The organism is Streptomyces sp. SP18BB07 (genome assembly GCF_036322545.1).
GTDB lineage: Bacteria > Actinomycetota > Actinomycetes > Streptomycetales > Streptomycetaceae > Streptomyces > Streptomyces deccanensis.
Map to the genome: position 1 here is coordinate 392,203 of NZ_JAQYWT010000367.1, position 21,398 is coordinate 413,600.

18 protein-coding genes are annotated in these 21,398 nt (G+C 72.0%); 9 read left to right on the forward strand and 9 right to left on the reverse strand.

Translation table 11 applies throughout. The features are described from left to right. The first annotated feature begins 34 nt into the window (after positions 1–34). The gene (locus tag PUR53_RS45245) at positions 35–394 is read left to right on the forward strand and encodes a cytidine deaminase (RefSeq protein WP_329899414.1); all 360 of its coding nucleotides are present in this window, start codon (positions 35–37) and stop codon (positions 392–394) included. Positions 395–419: 25 nt separating this feature from the next. On the opposite strand, the gene PUR53_RS45250 is transcribed toward PUR53_RS45245, so the two are convergent. Then, on the reverse strand, positions 420–1,994 hold the full coding sequence (locus PUR53_RS45250) for an oxidoreductase (protein ID WP_329912347.1): 1,575 nt from the start codon (positions 1,992–1,994) through the stop codon (positions 420–422). Positions 1,995–2,421: 427 nt separating this feature from the next. Here PUR53_RS45250 and PUR53_RS45255 point away from each other — a divergent pair, with 427 nt between their 5' ends. Next, positions 2,422–2,898, forward strand: a complete 477-nt coding sequence (locus tag PUR53_RS45255) for a hypothetical protein (RefSeq protein ID WP_045557477.1) — start codon at positions 2,422–2,424, stop codon at positions 2,896–2,898. A gap of 70 nt (positions 2,899–2,968) precedes the next feature. On the opposite strand, the gene PUR53_RS45260 is transcribed toward PUR53_RS45255, so the two are convergent. Both PUR53_RS45260 and PUR53_RS45265 read right to left on the reverse strand, forming a co-directional pair. Continuing rightward, positions 2,969–3,307, reverse strand: coding sequence for a P-II family nitrogen regulator (locus PUR53_RS45260; protein WP_329912348.1), 339 nt, complete (start codon positions 3,305–3,307; stop codon positions 2,969–2,971). A 3-nt stretch (positions 3,308–3,310) separates the two neighbouring features. Then, positions 3,311–4,642: an ammonium transporter gene (locus PUR53_RS45265; RefSeq protein WP_329899411.1), complete on the reverse strand. Its 1,332-nt coding sequence runs from the start codon at positions 4,640–4,642 to the stop codon at positions 3,311–3,313. A 154-nt stretch (positions 4,643–4,796) separates the two neighbouring features. On the opposite strand from PUR53_RS45265, the gene era reads away from it, so the two are divergent. Beyond that, entirely contained in the window at positions 4,797–5,759 is a 963-nt protein-coding gene (gene era / locus PUR53_RS45270) for a GTPase Era (protein WP_329899410.1), read from the forward strand. Positions 5,760–5,849: 90 nt separating this feature from the next. Further along, on the forward strand, positions 5,850–6,578 hold the full coding sequence (locus PUR53_RS45275) for a bleomycin resistance protein (protein WP_329899409.1): 729 nt from the start codon (positions 5,850–5,852) through the stop codon (positions 6,576–6,578). Positions 6,579–6,647: 69 nt separating this feature from the next. Here the strand turns inward: PUR53_RS45275 and PUR53_RS45280 are convergent, their stop codons facing one another. The 5 genes from PUR53_RS45280 to PUR53_RS45300 form a co-directional block, all read right to left on the reverse strand. Next, positions 6,648–8,588: a protein-arginine deiminase domain-containing protein gene (locus PUR53_RS45280; RefSeq protein WP_329912349.1), complete on the reverse strand. Its 1,941-nt coding sequence runs from the start codon at positions 8,586–8,588 to the stop codon at positions 6,648–6,650. Between the two features lie 214 nt (positions 8,589–8,802). Continuing rightward, positions 8,803–10,056, reverse strand: a complete 1,254-nt coding sequence (locus tag PUR53_RS45285; RefSeq protein ID WP_329899407.1) for an MFS transporter — start codon at positions 10,054–10,056, stop codon at positions 8,803–8,805. Next, positions 10,053–11,387: a GH1 family beta-glucosidase gene (locus PUR53_RS45290; protein ID WP_329899406.1), complete on the reverse strand. Its 1,335-nt coding sequence runs from the start codon at positions 11,385–11,387 to the stop codon at positions 10,053–10,055. The genes PUR53_RS45285 and PUR53_RS45290 overlap by 4 nt, the downstream gene beginning before the upstream one ends. An 88-nt stretch (positions 11,388–11,475) precedes the next feature. Next, positions 11,476–11,742: a protealysin inhibitor emfourin gene (locus tag PUR53_RS45295; protein ID WP_329912350.1), complete on the reverse strand. Its 267-nt coding sequence runs from the start codon at positions 11,740–11,742 to the stop codon at positions 11,476–11,478. Positions 11,743–11,801: 59 nt separating this feature from the next. Further along, entirely contained in the window at positions 11,802–12,872 is a 1,071-nt protein-coding gene (locus PUR53_RS45300; protein WP_329912351.1) for a M4 family metallopeptidase, read from the reverse strand. 408 nt (positions 12,873–13,280) lie between these two features. Between PUR53_RS45300 and leuA the strand changes: the two genes are divergently transcribed. From leuA to PUR53_RS45325, 5 genes are all read left to right on the forward strand, one after another. Continuing rightward, a complete protein-coding gene (leuA, locus tag PUR53_RS45305) occupies positions 13,281–15,002 on the forward strand; it encodes a 2-isopropylmalate synthase (RefSeq protein WP_329899403.1) in 1,722 nt (573 codons plus the stop codon). Between the two features lie 219 nt (positions 15,003–15,221). Continuing rightward, positions 15,222–15,953, forward strand: coding sequence for a tellurite resistance TerB family protein (locus PUR53_RS45310; protein WP_329912352.1), 732 nt, complete (start codon positions 15,222–15,224; stop codon positions 15,951–15,953). A 216-nt stretch (positions 15,954–16,169) separates the two neighbouring features. After that, the gene (locus PUR53_RS45315) at positions 16,170–18,266 is read left to right on the forward strand and encodes an MMPL family transporter (protein WP_329899402.1); all 2,097 of its coding nucleotides are present in this window, start codon (positions 16,170–16,172) and stop codon (positions 18,264–18,266) included. 75 nt (positions 18,267–18,341) lie between these two features. After that, on the forward strand, positions 18,342–19,745 hold the full coding sequence (locus tag PUR53_RS45320; RefSeq protein WP_329912353.1) for a sensor histidine kinase: 1,404 nt from the start codon (positions 18,342–18,344) through the stop codon (positions 19,743–19,745). Beyond that, positions 19,742–20,422, forward strand: coding sequence for a response regulator transcription factor (locus PUR53_RS45325; protein ID WP_329899400.1), 681 nt, complete (start codon positions 19,742–19,744; stop codon positions 20,420–20,422). The genes PUR53_RS45320 and PUR53_RS45325 overlap by 4 nt, the downstream gene beginning before the upstream one ends. A 24-nt stretch (positions 20,423–20,446) precedes the next feature. Here PUR53_RS45325 and PUR53_RS45330 read toward each other — a convergent pair whose 3' ends face one another. After that, entirely contained in the window at positions 20,447–21,382 is a 936-nt protein-coding gene (locus tag PUR53_RS45330; RefSeq protein WP_329899399.1) for a dihydrodipicolinate synthase family protein, read from the reverse strand. Between the last annotated feature and the right edge of the window lie 16 nt (positions 21,383–21,398).

Consider the following 21,398-nt stretch of genomic DNA (forward strand, 5'->3'; position numbering starts at 1 on the left):
CGGCGGACCGGCCGGGTCTCCGTATGCTCGGCTCATGACCGACAGCAGCGCGCACGACCTCGACCCCGAGGACCGGAAGATCGTCACCCTGGCCCGTTCCGCGCGGGCCCGCAACGGGGTGCCCGAGGGGGCGGCCGTACGCGACGAGACGGGCCGTACGTACGTCGCCGGGACCGTGGCCCTCGACTCCCTGCGACTCAGCGCGCTGCGCACGGCCGTCGCCATGGCGGTGGCCTCCGGCGCGAAGTCCCTGGAGGCGGCGGCCGTGGTGACCGCCGAGGAGACCGTCTCCGACGAGGACCGGGCCGCCGTACGTGACCTCGGCGGGCCCGGGACCCCGGTCCTGCTGGCCGGGCCGGACGGGTCGGTGCGCGCGACGGTGACGGCGGGCTGAGCGCCGCGCCCGCCGGAAAGTCCCGCTAGTTCTTCTGCAGGGTGCGGGTCACTCCCGCGATGACGGCCGTGGTGAGGATCCAGCCGAGGGCGATCAGGGCGTAGGCCAGCCACTGGAGGGTGGCGTCCGTCCAGTACCAGGCCGTGCGCTGGCCCAGGCCGCCGATGGGGACCAGCAGGTCGAGGGTGTAGACGAGCGGCTGGAAGGGCGCGCTCTCGCCCCGTTTCACCGGGGTGGGCGTGTCGGTGTCGAACGCCGTCGTCCCCAGCAGGACCAGCGCGAGCAGCCAGACACCGGCCAGCCAGGGGCGGTAGCCGTAGCCGACGGTCGCGTCGAGGAGGTGGCCCCAGACGCGGGCAACCGGGGAGAGCGTGCTCCGCCGGTGCCGTTGTTTGGCCAGCAGCACCCGGCGGGCGTCGTCGTCGTGCCCGACCTTGCGGTACCAGGCCGCGAGTTGCTCGTACGGCTGCGGGCTGTAGCCCGGGCTCCGGCGTATCCACTCCACGCGGCGCTTCACGGCCGTCGGACCGCTCACCGCCTCCCGCCGCTCGCCGTCCGGCTCCGCGGTCTTGATCGAGCCGTAGACGAAGCCGTCCAGCTCCACGACCTCCGGCCAGCTGTGCGCGCTCTCGTGGAGGTACGAGACCTGGGCGCCCCGCAGATCCACCGCACCCGTCGGCCGCCTGGCCAGGGCGAAGTCGAAGTCGGCGGCCTGCATGAGCATGGCCATCAGGGCCGGGCCGGTGCCCGCGCCGTCGCCGGGTGAGCCGTTCAGGACGGCGCCCTCGAAGGTCAGGTTGTCCGTGATCTGGGCGCCCCGCAGGCGGATGGTGCCGTTGGAGACGAATCCGTCGGAGCAGTCGACCGTCTGGGCGACGGCGTTGTCCAGGGCGAGGGTCACCCCGTGCGGGCCGGGCCGTTCCAGTCGGGCCCCCTGGAAGAACAGTCCGCCGGGCAACTGGGCGCCCAGCAGCCGGATCTCGCCGTCCGCGACGAAGCCGCGCCGGCAGAAGAGGCCGCCTTCGACGACCAGGCCACCGGCGGCCATCGCCCAGCCGCCGGGTGCGATCAGCCGGGCCTTGTTCAGCATGATGCCGCCGGCCACATGGGCGTTGACGAGCGACAGGGCGGTGCTCGCGCGGTGGAAGGGGGAGGAGGGCGGCCCAGCCTCCACCTGGGTGCTGTGCAGGTCGAGCCGTCCGCCGATCCGGCTCGCCCCGGCCTCCAGCCGGGGCACCCGGCTGCTCATGATCGCGACCGTCCGCGTCTCCGCCCCGTAGAGGTTCACCTCCTGCTCGAACCAGCACCCTTCCAGCCACAGGGGATGCTCGATCCGGGCACCGGCCAGGTCGACATGGCCGGAGATCCGTGCGCCGGCGAGGGAGAGCGAGCCGACCGCGCCGGGCCGCTGGGCTGCGTTGGCGCCCAGCAGCAGCGCCACGATCACCGCCGCCCGCACCGTGCGCTCGGGCCCCCAGCCCGCGCCCCCGGCGACCCGGTCCTCCTCGGGCACCCCGGTCCGCAGATCGACCCGCCGTCCTTCCGGAAACGCGTCCCACAGCTCACGTTCCGGCCCCGTCAACTCCTCGTAGGTGAGCACCGATACAGGGTAGTGATCTTCGGGTCCCGGGGGGATGGGCGGGCGCTCGCGATATAGTGTTACGGCCGGTAACAGCCCTCCGAGCTGCGTGAAAATCTTGCGCGGGCGAGTGGACACCCGGCCCGCGCTACCGGCGAAACCGTGCGGCGCGGGACAGATCGGCGCCCGCCGCCACCTCGGCGCTCAGCCGGCCGACACCGTCGGCGAACGGGTTCGGCCACTTTCGCCGACCCTTGCCGCAACCACCAGAGCATGTCTTGCAATCTCGGCCCGCGCACGTCTCAATGGAGCCGTTCTCTTGGCGGACCGTCACATTCCGCCGCGCGGCCGCGCATTGCACGCCCCCACATGGCAACGCCCGTACCGGGACGTACGGGGCTTCCCCAGGCCCCGTGCACCTCCCGTACCAGGGAAGGGAATTCGCTCGATGACACGCATACGACTCGGAGTCGGCGCGGCGCTCGCGGCAGGGACGCTGGCCGTCACCGGACTCGCGTTCGCGCCGACCGCCCTCGCGGTCACCCCCGAGACCGCGACCATCAACGCCAGCTGCACCATCGGCGGCGCCGGCGCGGCCACGCTCACGGCCACGCAGAGCGGTACGACCGCCACGGTCACCCTGACCTCCGAGGAGATCACCGCACCGATCGCCCTCGCCGAGGACTCCATCCAGTCAACGCTCACCTTCGTCAAGGCGAGCGGCGGCACGACGGCCTTCACCGGCACCGAGAACCCGGCCCTGGCCGCCGGTGACGGCATGGTGGTGGGCCCGCTCACCGGCACCGTCGCGCCCGGTGACAGCCTGGAGGCGTTCGGCGGCTCCCTGCAGATGGTGGTCTTCGGCATCACCGTGACCTGCACGGCGAGCGGACCGCAGTCGCCGGGGCCGTTCGTCTTCGACTGAGCCGAGCGCCCATGAGTGAGGGGTGGTGCCGCCCGCCGGCCGCACCACCCCTCATGTCGGTTCCCTCGCCTCAGAGCGCGTCGGGACCCCGCTCGCCGGTCCGGACCCGTACCACCGTCTCCACCGGCAGGGCCCACACCTTGCCGTCGCCGATCTTGCCGGTCTGGGCGGCCTTGACGACGGTGTCGATGACGTCGTCGCACACCGCGTCCTCGACGACGATCTCGATCCGCACCTTGGGGACGAGGTCGACCTGGTACTCGGCACCCCGGTACACCTCGGTGTGGCCGCGCTGCCGGCCGTAGCCGCTGGCCTCGCTGACGGTCAGACCGTCCACACCCATCTCCTGGAGTGCGGTCTTGACCGCGTCGAGGCGGTACGGCTTGACGATCGCGGTGATGAGCTTCATGCCTTAAGCCTTGGCCTTCTGCGTGGGGGACGTGGACGGAACGGACGCGCCGACCGGGGCGCCGTGGCCCAGGACGCCGTGATCGTATGCCGTCTCGGCGTGCACCGTAAGGTCGAGACCCGTGTGCTCGTGCTCCTCCTCCGCGCGGAAGCCCAGCACCTTGTCGATCAGCTTCCCGATGCCGTACGTCACGAGGAACGCGTACGCCCCGACCGCGACCACGGCCACCAGCTGCTTGCCCAGCTGGCCGAACCCGCCGCCGTACAGCAGCCCCTCGGCCCCGCCGGTCAGCTGCCGGTCGGCGAAGACGCCGATCAGGACCGTGCCGATGACTCCGCCGACGAGGTGGACACCGACCACGTCGAGCGAGTCGTCGTAGTTCAGCCGGAACTTCCAGCCCACGGCGTAGGAGCAGACGACACCGGCGGCCAGGCCGATGACCAGCGCGCCGAGCAGCGAGACCGAGCCGCAGGACGGGGTGATGGCGACCAGGCCCGCGACCGCGCCGGAGGCCGCGCCCAGCGTCGTCGGGTGGCCGTCGCGCCGCTGCTCGACGAAGAGCCAGCCGAGCAGACCGGTGCAGCCGGCGGCGAGGGTGTTGAGGAACGCGGTGGCGGCCAGACCGTTGGCGCCGAGTGCGGAGCCGGCGTTGAAGCCGAACCAGCCGAACCAGAGCAGACCCGCGCCAAGCACCACCATCGGCAGGTTGTGCGGGCGCATCGCGTCCTTCTTGAAGCCCAGGCGGGGGCCGAGAACCAGGCAGAGGGCCAGGCCGGAGGCGCCCGAGGTCACCTCCACCGGCAGACCGCCCGCGAAGTCCAGGGCGCCGAGGTCGTCGAGGATCCAGCCGCCCGGCCCCCACACCCAGTGGGCGACCGGAACGTATACGAGCAGCGCCCACACCGGTACGAAGACCAGCCACGCCCCGAACTTCGCGCGGTCGGCGATCGCACCGCTGATCAGCGCGGCCGTGATGATCGCGAAGGTCAGCTGGAAGGTGGCGAACAGGACGGTCGGGACGGTGCCGTGGACGCTCGCCGGACCGACCCCGCTCATCCCGAGGTGGTCGAGGCCGCCGATGAGCCCGCCGAAGGCGTCGTCGCCGAAGGCGAGCGAGTATCCGGCGGCCAGCCACACCACGGTGACCAGCGCGATCGAGACGAAGCTCATCATCAGCATGTTGAGGACGCTCTTCGTGCGGACCATGCCGCCGTAGAAGAGGGCGAGGCCCGGGGTCATCAGCAGGACCAGGGCGGTGGCGGCGAGCAGCCAGGCGGTGTCGCCGGTGTCGACGGCCGCTGCGGCGAGGGGCGCGGCCAGGGGCACGGTGGGCACGGTGGACTCCAACGGGTGCGGGGGCTCGTCAGAGGGTGATCGGCGTGCGTTTCCGGACGCCTACGGGTGTGTTTCCGTGACGTTTCGTTGCGTGAGGGTTTCGGAAAGCTCACGGTCCGTGGTGGGTGCGGCGGGGCTCCGGGGATCAGGGAGAATGGGCGCCATGAGCGTCCGTACCCAGTCATCCGAGCAGCCGGCCGAGGCCGCCCACCGCGCCGGCTTCGCCTGCTTCGTGGGCCGCCCCAACGCGGGCAAGTCCACCCTCACGAACGCTCTGGTCGGCCAGAAGGTGGCGATCACGGCGAACCAGCCGCAGACCACGCGGCACACCGTCCGGGGCATCGTGCACCGGCCCGACGCGCAGCTGATCCTGGTCGACACCCCGGGGCTGCACAAGCCGCGCACCCTGCTGGGCGAGCGCCTGAACGACGTGGTCCGCACGACGTGGGCCGAGGTCGACGTCATCGGCTTCTGTCTGCCCGCGAACGAGAAGCTCGGCCCGGGTGACCGGTTCATCGCGAAGGAACTGGCGTCCATCAAGAAGACGCCGAAGATCGCGATCGTCACCAAGACCGACCTGGTGGACAGCAAGGCCCTCGCCGAGCAGCTCATCGCCATCGACCAGCTGGGCAAGGAGCTGGGCTTCGAGTGGGCCGAGATCGTGCCCGTCTCGGCGGTCGCCGACAAGCAGGTGGACCTCCTGGCCGACCTGCTCGTCCCCCTCCTCCCGGAGGGCCCGGCCCTCTACCCCGAGGGCGATCTCACCGACGAGCCCGAGCAGGTCATGATCGCCGAGCTGATCCGCGAGGCGGCCCTGGAGGGTGTCCGCGACGAGCTGCCGCACTCCATCGCCGTCGTCGTCGAGGAGATGCTCCCCCGCGAGGACCGCCCCGCCGACCGGCCGCTGCTCGACATCCACGCCTTCGTCTACATCGAGCGCCCGAGCCAGAAGGGCATCATCATCGGCCCCAAGGGCAAGCGCCTGAAGGAGGTCGGCATCAAGTCCCGCAAGCAGATCGAGGCGCTGCTGGGCACGCCGGTCTTCCTCGACCTCCATGTGAAGGTGGCGAAGGACTGGCAGCGCGATCCGCGACAGCTGCGGAAGCTGGGGTTCTAGGGGCCGCGAGACTCCGTGCGAAGGGCGACCGTCCACGCGGTCGCCCTTAAAGCGGTCGCCTCTCTGGTCAAGTTTGACTAGCGTAGGGGCATGGGCGAGAAGACGATTCCGATCCTTCCGTGTCAGAGCCTCAAGCCGCTCCTCGACTTCTACACGGCCCTCGGCTTCGAGGTCACCTTCGAGCAGCGCAGCCCCAACCCGTACGCCGTGGTGGAACGCGGCGGCATCGAGCTGCAGTTCTTCGGGCTGAAGACCTACGAGCCGACCGCGTCGGTCAGTACCTGCTACGTGGTCACCGACGACGTCGACGGCCTGTACGCCGCGTTCCGGGCCGGGCTCAAGCGGGCGTACGGGCGGGTACCGACGCGGGGGCTGCCCCGCATCGGGCCGCTGAAGGACATGTCGTACGGCATGCGCCAGTTCCTGATGACCGATCCGGGCGGCAACTGCGTCCGGGTGGGGCAGCCGACGAGCGAGGACCAGCACCACCGGCCCGCCCCACGGGAGACCTACGCGCGGGCCCTGCACCACGCCTCCCTGCTGGCGGACTCCCGGGACGACCCGGCGGCCGCGGCGAAGGTCATCGACCGGGTGCTCGGGCCGAAGGCGGACGGACCGGACGGACCGGCTCCCACGGCGTCACAGCTGGTGCGGCTGCTCGTGCTGCGCGCCGATGTCGCCGCCCGCACGGGCGACGAGGAGACGGCGGCGGGTGCGCTGGCGCGGGCGGCGGCCGTCGAACTCACCGACGAGGACCGGCGCACGGCGCACGACGCGTTGGTGCGGCTGGAGGACCTGCGGGGCCGGGAGCGGGCATGAGAAAAGCCGCCGCCCCGGTGCTCCGGGGCGGCGGCCGTCAGGTCGTGCGGGGGCGGGCGGTCGCCGGGGTCAGCGCGTCCACCAGGCCGCGGAGGTGTTCCGCAGGGTGTTCGTGCCGCAGTGGATCTCGCCCATGCCGAGGTGGTACGTCTCCCAGTCGTCCAGGTACGACACCTTCATGCCGGCGCTCGTGTACGCCGCCGTCACCGCCTCGCCGAAGATGTCCTTGCCGCCGATGACCGGGCCCCACTGGCGCGGCGCCAGGTAGTGCGTGCGGCTGAGCACGATGCCGTTGACCGCGCCGGGGACGTACGCGCTGGTCATCACCGAGGGCGCGGGGGCCGCGGGGGAGGCGGCACCGAAGCCCTCCCGGCCCTTCGAGCCCTGGTCCGCCGTCGTGTCGTCGAGGCGGCGCTGCTGGCCGTAGTCCCGTGCCACGTCAGGGAGTTCGGCGCCGGCGCCGAGGCGGGTCAGACGGGGGAGACGGGTCTTGTCGTCGCCGCCCGACTGGGTCTCGCCGACCATCTCCGTGCCCTGGGTGTAGAGGGCCGGGACCCGGACGACCTCGGCGTCGGTGACGCCCGTCTCGCGCTTGAGCACCGCGAGGTTGGCCTCGATCCGGCGGGTGGCGAGGTTGTTGTCGGAGACCAGGGTCTTGGAGGCGAGGGCCTTGTTGATGGTCTCTGTCGGGCCGAGCTTCAGGGAGAACATCTTCGTCGAGCCGTGACCGGCGGCCTTCGCGTCACGCAGCAGCTTGAGCCCCGCCTCGGGGTCCGCGATCGCGATCTTCCAGCCGCGCGGGGTGTCGGCGGGCAGGAACTGCACGAACTCGTCGACGTGGCCCACGTGCAGCCAGGACGTGTCGAGGAACAGCGGGTCCTGCATGCCCTGCGACTTCAGGAACGTCCGCATCACCTTGGCCGGCTTGGAGCCGACGTCCGGGCGCTGCCCCATGATGATCCGGCCGGCGGGGAAGGAGCGGTCACCGTGGGCGTACGGCGGAATGGTCTCCAGGTTGCCCATGGAGTTGAGCGTCCACTCCTCCGAGTCCTTCGCGCCCGTCACCTGCACGGCACCGATGTTCGGGCCGCGCATCTTCTCGAACAGTTCCCGGCCGGAATCCCGGTCCAGCTGGGCGGAGCGCAGCATCACCCGCATGGCCTGCCGCTTGCCGTTCGCGCCGGTCATGCTGACGTACGCGGGCTCGACGAAGTCCTGCGCCCAGATGTCCCCGTACTTGGTGAAGTTCACCGTCGGCTGGGTGATGCCGGCGTCCTTGGCGGCCTTGTCCAGGCCCTTGCGGAAGGCGGCGTTGAGCTTGCCGTAGTTGCCGCCGGAGATCTTGGTGACCAGCAACTGCTGGGCGTTCTGCAGGTGGTGGTGGGTGAGGAGCGGGGCCACGCGCAGGGTGACGGAGTCGGCGGTGGTGCCCTTGGAGGACTTCACGGTCAGCCGGACCCGGGCCGTCCCGTCCCACTTCGCGGTGTCCCGGATGACGTCGCGGGCCTCGACGCCGAACTCCACGCCCGCCTTCAACTCGGCCCGTGACAGGCGGGTCTTGCTGGTGACGGGCTCCCACTTCTTGCCCCGCTTGACGAACACGCGGCTCTGCGCGGCGCCCGCCGTGACCTTCACGGTGCCCTGCGCCCCGGCGGGGACGCTCGCCATCGGCACGGACCGGACGCGGGCCAGGTCGGCGGCGTCGGCGGTGCCGTTCACCTTGGTGTCGGAGGCGTCGTTGCAGGCGGCCAGCTTGGCGTCCGACAGGGGCTTGCCCTTGGGGCCGGTGGCCGGGCAACGGCGGGTGTCGTCGTCGATGTTGGGCAGCATCAGGGCGCCGCGGGCGACGGTCCAGCCGTTCTCGCCGGAGGTGTCGGTGGTGCCGGTGACGTCGACCTTGCCGTCGCGGTTCGTGTCCACGCGCAGATCGGTCGGGGGCGCCCCGGCGGCGAACGCCGAGGGCACCGCCAGCGAGGGCGTCGCGAGGAGCGTGCCGGACACCGCCAGCACGGCTATCGCCTGCCGTGCGGGGCGGGTTCGGGTGGGTCTGGTTGAACGCGTAGGCACAGAGCGTCCCTTCGGCGGCGAGCGTGGTCAGCACTGAAGACGGAGAAAAGCGCGAATCCGTTGTCTGTGCGCCCGCTGTGAAACACGTGATCTGCCGCACGCCAGGTGTGAACGGCGCCGGACGGGTGCCTCCTCCACGCCGCGGTCGGTGCGCGAGCTACTCCACGCCCCGGATCCGCCCCACCAACACCGCCCCCGCCAGCCCGATCACCGCCGCCACCAGGTACAGCGCCCGGTAGCCGCCGGCGTACGTCACGATCGGGGCCGCCAGGACCGGAGCGGCCACCTGGGGCAGGGCGTTGGCCACGTTGATGACACCCAGGTCCTTGCCCCGGTCGAGGGCCGTCGGCAGGACATCGGTCATCAGGGCGAAGTCGACCGAGGTGAACACACCGAAGCCCAGGCCGAGCAGGGCGGCGGCGACGATCGTGCCGGGCCAGGTCGGCCAGAGGGCGATGAGGCCGGTCGCGGCCGCCATCAGCAGCCCCGACCAGTACACGAACGGCTTGCGCCGCCCCACCCGGTCCGACCACACCCCGGAGACCACCACCGTCGCCAGCAGCGTCGATGCGTTCACCACGGTGAGGATCAGCACGCCCTCCTCCGGGTCGGGGTACCCGACCCGGTCCCGCAGGTAGAACAGCAGGTAGAGCAGCCCGATGCTGTTGGCGAGATTGATCAGGAAGCGCGTCAGCCAGGCCCACGCGAAGTCCGGATGCCGCCGCGGGCTCAGCCAGAAGCCCGCCAGGAACCTCCGCCACGACCACGGCGGCCGGGCCTGACGGGGCAACCGCGGTTCCCGGTGGCCCAGCACATACGGCAACACGCCCACCAGCGTGAACACCGCGCACGCCGCGTACCCCGCGCCGACGCCCCCGCCGAGCGTCGCCAGCCCGGTGCCGCCGACCACGCCCAGGATCTGCGCCGCCCCCAACCAGCCGCCCACCGAGCCCCGTTGGAGCCGGGGCACCCGGTCAGGGACCGCCGCGGTGACCGCCGCCCAGGACGCGTTCAAGGTGAGCTGCACCAGACACCAGCCGGCCGCCATGGTCCACAACCCGCCCGCGCCCGCGAGCAGCAGCAGCGACACCGCCCCGCCCGCCGACCCCACCACGATCCACGGTGTACGGCGGCCCCAGCGGGACGTCGTCCGGTCCGACAGCGCCCCGAACAGCGGCGTGGCCAGCAGCGAGACTACCGCCCCGGCGCCGGTCACCCACGCCAGCACCGACTCCTTCGACATGCCCGCGCCGGGCGCGAAGTCCTCCGCCTGCGAGGCCAGCAGGATCTGCAGCGGGCCGTACCAGCCCACCCAGATCGCCCCGTTGGCCAGCGCCAGGGCGGAGGTCCAGCCACCGTTGACCCGCTCGACGGGCTCGGCGAGGGCGTCCGTCGGCCGTGTCGTCGTCATCCTCTGCTCTGCGCCCGCAGCAGCTCCCGATACCAGGCGTACGACGCCTTCGGGGTCCGCTCCAGCGTCTCGTAGTCCACGTGGACCAGGCCGAACCGTCGCGCGTACCCCTCGGCCCACTCGAAGTTGTCGAGCAGGGACCACACGAAGTAGCCGCGGAGGTCGACGCCCGCCTCGGACGCCGCGTGCAGGGCGCGCACATGGCCGTCCAGGTAGGCGATGCGCTCCTGGTCGTCGAGGCCCTGGTAGGAGCAGCCGTTCTCGGTGATGACCACGGGCGGCAGCCGGTCGCCGTAGCGGTCGCGGAAGGTGGTGAGGAGTTCGGTGAGGCCCTCGGGAACGACCGGCCAGCCGAAGTCGGTGGTCGGGACGTTCTCGATCTGCTTGACGGTGAAGGGGAGTTCGGCCGGGATGGAGACCCCGCCGAACTCGATGTCCTCCCCCTCGGGGGCCCCGACCCGGGTCGGGGCGTAGTAGTTGACGCCGTACCAGTCGATCGGCTCGGAGATGATCTTCAGGTCGGATTCGATGTCCGTGCCGGGCATCAACTCGCCCAGCCCCTCCGGGTATTCGCCCAGCAGGACCGGCTCCGCGAACAGGCGGTTGAGGAGCAGGTCGTAGAAGCCGGCCGCCTCCACGTCCGCCTGTTCCTCCGACGCCGCCCACGTCGGCCCGTGCGAGTTGGCGATGCCGATGTCCGTGACTCCCGCCGCGCGCAAGGCCCGTACGGCGAGGCCGTGGCCCAACAGCTGGTGGTGGGCGGCCGGGAGCGCGTCGAACATCAGCTGCTTGCCGGGCGCGTGGGTGCCGAGGGCGTGGCCCAGCAGCGTGTGCTCGGCGGGCTCGTTGATGGTGATCCACTTGCCGACGCGGTCGCCGAGCCGGGCGGCCACGACGGCGACGTACTCGGCGAACCGCTCGGCCGTGTCCCGGTTCAGCCAGCCGCCGCTCTCCGCCAGCGACGACGGCAGGTCCCAGTGGAAGAGGGTCGGGACGGGGCGCACGCCGGCGCCGATCAGCTCGTCCACCAGACGGTCGTAGAAGTCCAGGCCGTTCGGGGTGTTCACCCGGGGCCAGGAGATCGAGAAGCGGTACGCGCCGACACCCAGGTCACGCAGGAGGGCCACGTCCTCCGGGTAGCGGTGGAAGTGGTCGCAGGCCACCGCCGCCGTCGAGCCGTCCTTGATCCGGCCCGGCTCGGCCGAGAAGGCGTCCCACACGGACGGCTCGCGCTCGCCCGCGGCCCCCTCGATCTGATGCGCGGAGGTCGAGACGCCCCACAGGAAGCCTGCCGGGAACTGGGGTATCGGGTTGGTCGCGTTCGTCGCCATGGGCGGATCATCCGTACCACGGGTAACGGAAGTCAACGCCCGAGGGTGAAGTGCCCGTTACGCGCCCCCGGCGCCCCTGCGGGGCTGCTCACGCCCCCTCCTTGAGCACCCTTCTGATCAGCTCGCGCTGCGCCTCGGACAGCCGGGGGTCCGCGCAGTGCACGGTCCGGCCGTCCACCGTGATCTCGTACGAGAAACCGTCCGGCACCCCGAGCGGCGGTGAGCCCCGGCCGGCGGCGAGGGCCCGCTCGGCCAGGGTGTGCCATTCCTGGGCATCGGGTCGTCCGGCGGTGTCGACCACCGCGTGCCGCTCGATGCCCGCGAAACCGCCCGTGCGCCGCACTTCGATACGCATGCGTCATGTGTAGTACGGAACGGGGTCGCGGCGCAGCACCGCCCCGCCGCCGCGCTCCCCTACAGCGTCCGTACGCCCACCTGCTCCCAGGCCTTCAGCACCGCCGTCAGCTCGTCGCCCTGCCCGTAGCGGTCCTTCGCGGCCTTGACCGTGAGCGTGGCGAAGTCGACGAAGAGGGCCTGCTTGTCCAGTTGGCCGCCGGTGAGGACGTCGTACCAGATCTGTCCGGCCCGCTCCCAGGCGTGGCCGCCGAGCGCGGTGGCCACGAGGTAGAACGCGTGGTTGGGGATACCGGAGTTGATGTGCACGCCACCGTTGTCGCGGCCGGTGCGGACGAAGTCGTCCATGGTCGCCGGCTGCGGGTCCTTGCCGAGGACGTCGTCGTCGTACGCCGTGCCCGGGGCCTTCATCGAGCGGAGCGCGACCCCCGTGAGGCGGGGCGCGAGCAGGCCGGCGCCGATCAGCCAGTCCGCCTCCGCGGCGGTCTGGCCGAGCGTGTACTGCTTGATGAGAGCGCCGAAGACGTCCGACATCGACTCGTTGAGCGCGCCCGGCTGGCCGAAGTAGGTGAGGTTCGCCGTGTACTGGGTGACGCCGTGGCTGAGTTCGTGGCCGATGACGTCGATCGGGATGGTGAAGTCGAGGAAGATCTCGCCGTCCCCGTCGCCGAACACCATCTGTTCGCCGTTCCAGAAGGCGTTGTTGTAGTCGCGCTCGTAGTGCACGGTGGCGTTCAGCGGTAGGCCGTTGCCGTCGATCGAGTCGCGGGCGAAGGACTTCCAGAACAGTTCGTACGTGGCGCCGAGGCCCGCGTACGCGCGGTTGACCGTGGCGTCCTTGCCGGGCGCGTCGCCCTCGCCGCGGACTTTCCTGCCGGGCAGGTCCGTGCCGTGGCGGGCGTCGTGGATCGTGCGGTGCGGTGTGCCGGCCTCGGCGCCGACGGGTGCGGTGATGCTCGGGGCGCCGATGACCGTGGTCAGGCGGCGGTGGGTGCGTTCGAGGGCGTCGCGTTCGAGAGTTTTGCGCGCGGCGCCGGCGAGCACCGGGTCCTCGGCCTGGGAGAGCTTGTCGAGGACGTGGGGTGGGACGACTGTGCAGAAGACGGGCTCGTGGCCCCCGTTGGTGGTCATGTCTCGCACGATCGCACTCCGTTGGGGACCTGTCACTGGGGGCAACCATGATTGGTGAAATGTCGCCGTATGGGTTGCGTTTCGTCAGCGCCGTGTTACTCAGGGTTGAGGGCGGGGTTTCCCTTCGTGGGGCTTCTTGCGCAGTTCCCCGCGCCCCTGGCGGGGCGCTGCCCGTACCCGGTGTGGTATTGCGCACCTTTTGTCCAGATGGGTTCCCTGGTCCCGCATACTGATACGACCCCGCACGGCAGAAACGGCTCGGCTAGGCTGCTCCGCATCATGCGTTTCGGGCTGCTTCTCCTTAGCTGCCGCGGCGAGGGCCTGTAGTCGAGGCCGACCCCCTCCCCGCGGTGCTTTGGCGTTGCGTCGTCGGCCGTCCTTTCCGGACCATCGAGGAGCCCACGCACCATGGCGAACCGCCAGCAGCCCACGTCCATGCCGATCCACAAGTACGGGCAGTACGAGCAGGTCGACATCCCCGACCGCACGTGGCCGAACAACCGGATCACCGTCGCCCCCCGCTGGCTCTCCACCGACCTGCGCGACGGCAACCAGTCCCTGATCGACCCGATGTCGCCCGAGCGCAAGCGCCGGATGTTCGACCAGCTGGTCAAGATGGGCTACAAGGAGATCGAGGTCGGCTTCCCCGCGTCGGGACAGACGGACTTCGACTTCGTACGGTCGATCATCGAGGAGCCGGGCGTCATCCCGGACGACGTCACCATCTCCGTACTGACCCAGGCCCGTGAGGACCTGATCGAGCGGACCGTGGAGTCGCTGAAGGGCGCCAAGCGGGCGACCGTTCACCTGTACAACGCCACCGCCCCCGTCTTCCGCCGGGTCGTCTTCCGTGGCTCCAAGGACGACATCAAGCAGATCGCCGTGGACGGTACGCGGCTGGTGATGGAGTACGCGGAGAAGCTGCTGGGTCCCGAGACCGAGTTCGGGTACCAGTACAGCCCCGAGATCTTCACCGACACCGAGCTGGACTTCGCGCTGGAGGTCTGCGAGGCGGTCATGGACGTCTGGCAGCCCGGTCCGGGCCGCGAGATCATCCTCAACCTGCCCGCCACGGTGGAGCGTTCGACCCCGTCCACGCACGCGGACCGCTTCGAGTGGATGGGCCGCAACATCTCCCGCCGCGAGCACGTCTGCATCTCGATCCACCCGCACAACGACCGCGGTACGGCCGTCGCCGCCGCCGAACTGGCGCTGATGGCCGGCGCCGACCGCGTCGAGGGCTGTCTGTTCGGGCAGGGCGAGCGCACCGGCAACGTCGACCTGGTCACCCTGGGCATGAACCTGTTCTCGCAGGGCGTCGACCCGCAGATCGACTTCTCCGACATCGACGAGATCCGTCGCGTGTGGGAGTACTGCAACCAGATGGAGGTCCACCCGCGCCACCCGTACGTGGGCGACCTGGTCTACACGTCCTTCTCCGGCTCCCACCAGGACGCCATCAAGAAGGGCTTCGACGCCATGGAGGCGTCCGCGAAGGAGCAGGGCAAGACGGTCGACGACATCGAGTGGGCCGTTCCGTACCTGCCGATCGACCCCAAGGACGTCGGCCGGTCCTACGAGGCCGTCATCCGGGTCAACTCGCAGTCCGGCAAGGGCGGTATCGCCTACGTCCTGAAGAACGACCACAAGCTGGACCTGCCGCGCCGGATGCAGATCGAGTTCTCGAAGCTGATCCAGGCGAAGACGGACGCCGAGGGCGGCGAGGTCACCGGCTCCGACATCTGGGCGGTCTTCCAGGACGAGTACCTGCCGAACCCCGACAACCCGTGGGGCCGGGTCCAGGTCCGCGCCAACCAGTCGACCACCGACAAGGACGGCGTGGACACGCTGACCGTGGAGGCCGAGGTCGACGGCGTGGAGACCACCCTGGTCGGTACCGGCAACGGTCCGATCTCCGCGTTCTTCCACGCGCTGCAGGGCATCGGCATCGACGCCCGCCTGCTGGACTACCAGGAGCACACGATGAGCGAGGGCGCCTCCGCGCAGGCCGCCTCGTACATCGAGGTCGCCATCGAGGACAAGGTCCTGTGGGGCATCGGGATCGACGCGAACACGACGCGTGCGTCGCTGAAGGCGGTCGTCTCCGCCGTCAACCGCGCGGCCCGCTGACCAGCCTGACCGGCGGTTTGAACGCCCCGTTCGCCGGATTCCGGCGGGCGGGGCCCGTCGTTTACCGGCCAAACCCTGTGCGGGTCGCGGGTAGGCCTCGTCCGGAGTACTGACTGCGCCTCACCGATGTGGCTAACATCACGCAAGCGCGGCGACGATGCCGAGGGGGCACTTCCCGCGCCCATGGGGCCGTGTGTGGGGGAGTTACGGAGGTGCGACGTGCTGCCAGGACGGGACCCGATCGGCCGTGCCGCCGCGCTCGCCCGGGACGGGCGGACCAGCCGTGCCACCGGCTTCTCGCGGGTGCTGGGCACCCGGATCGCGTGGACGGGCGTCGGCGACGGTGAGTTCTTCTGCCCCGGCTGCGGAGGCGACCGCAACTACCAGCGCCTCACCGGGCGCCGCCGCTTCACCCTCCTCGGCGTCCCCGTGCTGCCCCGCGGCGAGACCGGGCCCGTGGTCGAATGCGCGGCCTGTCGCCACCACTACGCCGTCGACGTCCTCGACCACCCCACCACCACCCGCTTCTCCGCGATGCTCCGCGACGCCGTCCACACGGTCGCCCTCGCCGTCCTCGCGGCCGGCGGCACCTGCTCCCGCCCCTCGCTGAGCGTCGCCGCCTCCGCCGTGCGCTCCGCCGGGTTCGACGACTGCACGGAGGACCAGCTCGGCGCCCTGGTGGAGGCCCTGGCCGCCGACACGGGCCGCGTCCACGGCGCGCCCTGCGGCCCCGGGCTGGCCATAGAGCTCCACGAGGCCCTGGACCCGCTGGCACCGCACCTCGCCCCGACCGGCCGCGAGGCGATCCTGCTCCAGGGCGCGCGCATCGCCCTGGCCGACGGGCCGTACACCCCGGCGGAACGGGACGCGCTGGCCACGGTGGGAGCTGCCCTCACCATCTGCGCGGACGACGTGACCCGCCTCCTCGCGACGGCCCGGACCCCGTCGTAGCCGGGCCGTTCCCCGACGGCACTGCGAGGTCCTCGACCGCCGGACCGACCGCGCCCCCTGTCAACGCGCCGGGCGTACTCCCCGGGGAGTAGTACGGCCGCCGAACCGCCCCCGGCAGTACCGCTCAACTCGCCCTCACGCGCGACGAATCGGCCCTCCCGCACCGGAAGTCTGGTGACGTCCGGCAACGCCCGCAGAGGGAGGGGGGACCCCGCCATGGGGCCCGTAGAGACGAACGTACGTACGCGGCGGCGAGCCGTGCCCTGGCTGGTGCTCGGGTTGTGGGTGGTGCTGCTCGCCGTGGTCGCGCCGTTCGCGGCGAAGCTGTCCGAGGTGCAGAACGACCGGGCCGTGGACTATCTGCCGGCGAGCGCGGACTCCACGCAGGTGGCGAAGATCCAGGACCGGCTGCCCGGCGGCGAGACCACCGAACTGGTGCTGGTGTACCACCGCGACGGCGGGCTGACGGCCGCCGACCGGGGCACCGCCGAGCGGCAGGTCGCCGAGATCGGTGAGCGGGACCGGTTGGCCGCCGAACCGGAGGGTGTGCCGTCGGAGGACGGGACCACCCTCATGTACCCGGTCGCGAGCAACGGGCCCGGCACCGACGAGAAACTCCGGGACGCCTTCGTCGAGCGGGTACGCGCGGTCGCCCACAGCGAGGGAGGGATGACCGTCGAGGTGGGCGGGCCCGGGGCCCTCGCCACCGACGCGGGCAAGGTCTACGAGTCGCTCGGCGGGCCGCTGCTCTACACCACCGTCGCCGTCGTCGCCGTCCTGCTGATCATCATCTACCGCAGCCCGGTGCTGTGGCTGGTGCCGCTGGTCGTCGCCGGTATCGCCGACTTCATGTCCATGGGCGTCTCCTACGGGCTCAACCAGGCCTTCGGGACGACCGTGTCCGGGCAGAGCTCGGGCGTGATGACGATCCTCGTCTTCGGCGCCGGCACCGACTACGCGCTGCTGCTCGTCTCCCGCTACCGCGAGGAACTCCGACGCGTCGAGCGGCCGTACGAGGCGATGAGGGTCGCCCTGCGCGGCTGCGGGCCCGCCGTGCTCGCCTCCTCCGGGACGGTCGCCGCCGGACTGCTGTGCCTGCTGGCCGCCGACCTCAACAGCAGCCGGGGCATGGGCCCGCTCGGGACGGTCGGCGTCCTGTGCGCCCTGCTCGCCATGCTCACCCTGCTCCCGGCCCTCCTCGTCCTGCTGGGGCGGCGGGTGTTCTGGCCGCTCGTCCCGGTGTACGGCAGTGCGCCCAAGCGGCGCAGGAACCTGTTCTCGGCGATGGGATCCTCCGCCGGGCGGCGCCCGCTGACCGTGCTCGCGGGCGGTGCCGTCCTGCTGGGCGCGCTCGCGCTCGGCACGCTCAACCTGCCCGGATCGTTGAAGCAGGAGGACTCCTTCGTCGACAGGCCCGAGTCGGTCGCCGCCATGGAGACCCTCGGCGATGCGTATCCCGGCCTGGGCACCCAGCCCCTCTCGGTGATCACCCCGACCGGGCGGGCCGACGCCACGCTCGCCGAGATCGAGGCGCACGACGGAGTCGCGACGGCCGAGCGGGGCCGCACCGGCGGCGGCTGGACCGAGATCTCCGTCATCGCGCGGAGCGCGCCGCAGTCGGCCGCCGAGACGGCCACCATCGAGTCGTTGCGGCAGGCCCTGCCGGAGGCCTACATCGGCGGGCCCAGCGCCGAGCAGATCGACCTGAAGGACACCAACGCCCGGGACCGGCTCGTCGTCGTGCCCCTCGTGCTCGTGTCCGTGCTGCTCATCCTCGTCGCCCTGCTGCGCAGCCTGGTCGCGCCGCTGCTGCTCGTCGTCGCCGTGGTCGCCGTGTGGGCCGCCTCGCTCGGCATCGGCGGACTGCTCTTCGGGCCGGTGTTCGGGTTCGAGGGGACCGATCCGGGGCTCGGGCTGCTCTCCTTCGTCTTCCTCGTCGCCCTCGGTGTCGACTACGGCATCTTCCTCATGCACCGGATGCGCGAGGAGTCGCTGGCCGGCGCCGAACCGGCCGCCGCCGCGCTCACCGCGCTGCGCACCACCGGCGGGGTCATCGCCTCTGCCGGGCTCGTCCTGGCCGCGACCTTCGCCGTGCTGCTGAACATGGGCCTCGTCCAGCTCGTCCAGCTGGGCTTCGTCATCGCGGTCGGCGTCCTCCTCGACACCTTCCTCGTCCGTACCTACCTCGTGACCAGCGCGAGCGTGGCGCTGCGACGAAAGGTCTGGTGGCCCGGACGGCTGTCCCGAGAGCCGGCGCGTGCCGTGCGGCCCCCGGGGGAGTCCCCGGACCGGGAGCGGGTGGCGGTCGGCTGACGGTCGACGGCCGGTATCGACGACCCGGGCGCCCCTCCCTCCCGGAGGGGCGCCCCTCTGACGGAGGATGAGCCCGTGACGGGGAACACGAGTACGGACAGGGCGGAGGCCACCGGGGTGGGCGCGGTGTGGCCGGCGTTAGTGGAACGACTGCGTACGGCCGGCGGGAGCACCGCCCTGCGGTACGACGCGTACCTCGCGGCCGCCTTGGCCGTCTTCGACTGTGTGACCGCCACGGCGGTCACCGGGGACGGGCGGGTGCCGGACCCGCCGGGCTTCGCCCTGCTCCTGGCGGTCCACGTGCCCCTGGTCTGGCGCCGACGCCGGCCCGTGCTCGCGCTCTGGGCGCTGGTGGCCGTCGTCGCCCCGTATCACGCGCTCGACTACAACCACCCGGCCGCCGTGGCCCCGGCCATGCTCGCGCTCTACACGGTCGCGGTGAGCGGCACGGCCCGCCGCACGCTGCTCAACGGCGCCGCCGTCGTGGCGCTCACCCTGGCCGTCAACGCGCTGTTCACCCCCCACCAGATCCCGGAGTTCCTGCGGATCTCCGGCTGGATCGTCTCCGTCCTCGTCTTCGGCGGGTACGTGCGGGTGCACCGCCAGTACGTCGACTCCGTCGTCGAACGCGCCGAGCGGGCCGAACGCACCCGGGAGGAGGAGGCGCGGCGCAGGGTCGCGGAGGAGCGGCTGCGCATCGCTCGCGACCTGCACGACCTGCTCGCCCACAGCATCACGCTCGTCGGTGTGCAGACCTCCGTCGCCGCGCACGTCCTGGCCGCCGACCCCGACCGCCTCGACCGCGCCGCCGTCGCCAAGGCCCTGGACGACATCGCCGAGACCTGCCGGACCGCCCGCGGTGAACTGCGCGGCACGCTGGAGGTGTTGCGCGAGTCCGAGTTCGCGCACACCGGTGTCGGGGCCCGAGGCCCCCTGCCGGGCCTCGACGGCCTCTCCGACCTCGTCGGCGCGGCCCGCTCGGCGGGCGCCCGCGTCGAGGTCACGGTCACGGCGGACGGGGTGCCCCCGGGGGTGGGGGCCGCCGCCTACCGGATCGTGCAGGAGGCCCTGACCAACGCCGTACGGCACGGGGGAGAGAACCTGGTGATACGAGTGGAGGCGCGGGCCGGGGGAGGGGCCCTGCGGGTGCGGGTGACGGACGACGGGGTGGGGGGACGGGGAGCGGTGGGGAGACCTGGGGTGGGGGCCGGCTCCGGAGGGTCCGGGCCCGGGTTCGGCGGCGGCGGTTTCGGGATCCTCGGGATGCGTGAGCGGGCCCGCAGTGTGGGCGGCACGGTGGAGGCCGGGCCGCGGGCGGACGGCGGCTTCGAGGTTGAGGCGGTGCTGCCGCTCGGCGGGGCGGGGGCACGGCACGCGGCTGCCGGTGATGCACTCGAACCCGGCGCACCCAGCGTTCCCGATGCCCCTGGCGTCCCCGGGGCCTCGGGCACCTCCCCCGAGCGAAAGGCGGCCCGATGAGCGACCGTACGATCCGTGTCCTGCTCGCCGACGACCAGACGCTCGTGCGTGCCGCCTTCGCCATGCTCGTGGAGTCGGCGCGGGACATGGAAGTGGTGGGGCAGGCGGGGACGGGTCGGGAGGCGGTGGAGCTGGCGCGCACCGCGCGGGCCGACCTGGTCGTCATGGACCTGCGTATGCCCGACCTCGACGGCATCGAGGCCACCCGGCTCATCGCGGCGGACGAGGACCTCGCGGGCGTACGCGTGCTGGTGCTCACCACCTACGACACGGACGAGCACGTCGTGGAGGCGCTGCGGGCCGGTGCCTCCGGATTCCTCGTCAAGGACACGCGGCCGGCGGAACTCCTCGACGCCATCCGTACGGTGGCCGCCGGCGAGGCCCTCCTCTCCCCGGGCCCCACGGCCCGTCTGATCGCCCGGCTGCTCCGCGCCCCCACCGCGCCGACCGCCCTGCCCGAGAGCGGCCCGGACTGTCTCTCCGACCGGGAGAAGGAGGTCCTCACGCTCGTGGCGCGCGGCCTCAACAACACCGAGATCGCCGACACCCTGGGCCTCAGCCCGCTGACCGCCAAGACCCACGTCAGCCGCATCATGGGCAAGCTGGGCGCCCGGGACCGCGCCCAGCTGGTGATCGTGGCGTACGAGTCGGGGATGGTGACCCCGCGAGCGATCTGACCCGCGGTGGGCCGAGGGAACCCCTCAGAGCAGGCCCGCCGCTGCCAGGTACTTGCCGACCTGTTCGGTCTCCGCCTCCGACAGGGGGATCTGGGGGGCCGCCGTGGCCGGGCAGGCGATGACGCCGCGCAGGTGCAGGGCGGCCTTGAAGGCGCCGAGGGCGGAGGAGGAGCCGCCCATGCGGGCCGGGTCTCCGACGCCGACCATGGCGAAGAGGGCGCACAGGCGTTCCTGTTCGGCGCGGGCCCGGTCCAGGTCACCGGCGCGGTGGTGGCGGTGGAGGCGGACGTAGCCGGCGGGGTCGACGTTCGCCAGCCCCGGCACCGCGCCGTCGGCGCCCAGGGCGAGCGCGGCGTCGACGAGCAGTTCGGAGCCGGTGAGGGCGCTGAAGCCGGTGACGGCGGGGTCGGTGCGGGCGCCGGTGACGACCCTGCGGAACCCGGCCAGGTCGCCGCTGGAGTCCTTCAGGCCGGCCAGCACCCCGTCCGCCGCCAGCTCCAGGACCACGTCGGCGGGCAGCCCGGTGTGCACGGCGACCGGGATGTCGTAGGCGAAGACCGGGACGGGGGAGCCCGCGGCGAGCAGCCGGTAGTGGCGGGAGATCTCCGCCGGGTGGGTGCGCGTGTAGAACGGGGCGGTCGCCACGACGGCCTGAGCTCCGGCGGCGGTCACGGCACGGACGTGGTCCAGGACGCGCGGCGTGGTCATGTCGATCGCGCCGGCGAGGACGGGGAGCTGCCCGCCGACGTGACCGACCACCGTCTCCACGACCCGTCGCCGCTGCGCGTCCGTCAGGAAGGCCGCCTCCGACGACGAACCGAGCACGAACAGCGCGTCCACACCGCCCGCCACGAGATGGTCGACCAGCCGCACCAGCGAGGGGACGTCCACCTCGCGGTCCGGTGTCAGGGGCGTGCAGACGGGCGGGATGACACCGGTCAGCGGGGCGGGGAAGGTCATGGCGGCTCCCTGGTGC

Coding starts and splice junctions, on each gene's coding strand:
- PUR53_RS45245 (WP_329899414.1), top strand. CDS start 35: ATGACCGACAGCAGCGCGCACGACCTCGACCCCGAGGACCGGAAGATC.
- PUR53_RS45255 (WP_045557477.1), top strand. CDS start 2,422: ATGACACGCATACGACTCGGAGTCGGCGCGGCGCTCGCGGCAGGGACG.
- PUR53_RS45260 (WP_329912348.1), bottom strand. CDS start 3,307: ATGAAGCTCATCACCGCGATCGTCAAGCCGTACCGCCTCGACGCGGTC.
- era (WP_329899410.1), top strand. CDS start 4,797: ATGGGCGCCATGAGCGTCCGTACCCAGTCATCCGAGCAGCCGGCCGAG.
- PUR53_RS45275 (WP_329899409.1), top strand. CDS start 5,850: ATGGGCGAGAAGACGATTCCGATCCTTCCGTGTCAGAGCCTCAAGCCG.
- PUR53_RS45285 (WP_329899407.1), bottom strand. CDS start 10,056: ATGACGACGACACGGCCGACGGACGCCCTCGCCGAGCCCGTCGAGCGG.
- PUR53_RS45290 (WP_329899406.1), bottom strand. CDS start 11,387: ATGGCGACGAACGCGACCAACCCGATACCCCAGTTCCCGGCAGGCTTC.
- PUR53_RS45295 (WP_329912350.1), bottom strand. CDS start 11,742: ATGCGTATCGAAGTGCGGCGCACGGGCGGTTTCGCGGGCATCGAGCGG.
- PUR53_RS45300 (WP_329912351.1), bottom strand. CDS start 12,872: ATGACCACCAACGGGGGCCACGAGCCCGTCTTCTGCACAGTCGTCCCA.
- leuA (WP_329899403.1), top strand. CDS start 13,281: ATGGCGAACCGCCAGCAGCCCACGTCCATGCCGATCCACAAGTACGGG.
- PUR53_RS45315 (WP_329899402.1), top strand. CDS start 16,170: ATGGGGCCCGTAGAGACGAACGTACGTACGCGGCGGCGAGCCGTGCCC.
- PUR53_RS45325 (WP_329899400.1), top strand. CDS start 19,742: ATGAGCGACCGTACGATCCGTGTCCTGCTCGCCGACGACCAGACGCTC.
- PUR53_RS45330 (WP_329899399.1), bottom strand. CDS start 21,382: ATGACCTTCCCCGCCCCGCTGACCGGTGTCATCCCGCCCGTCTGCACG.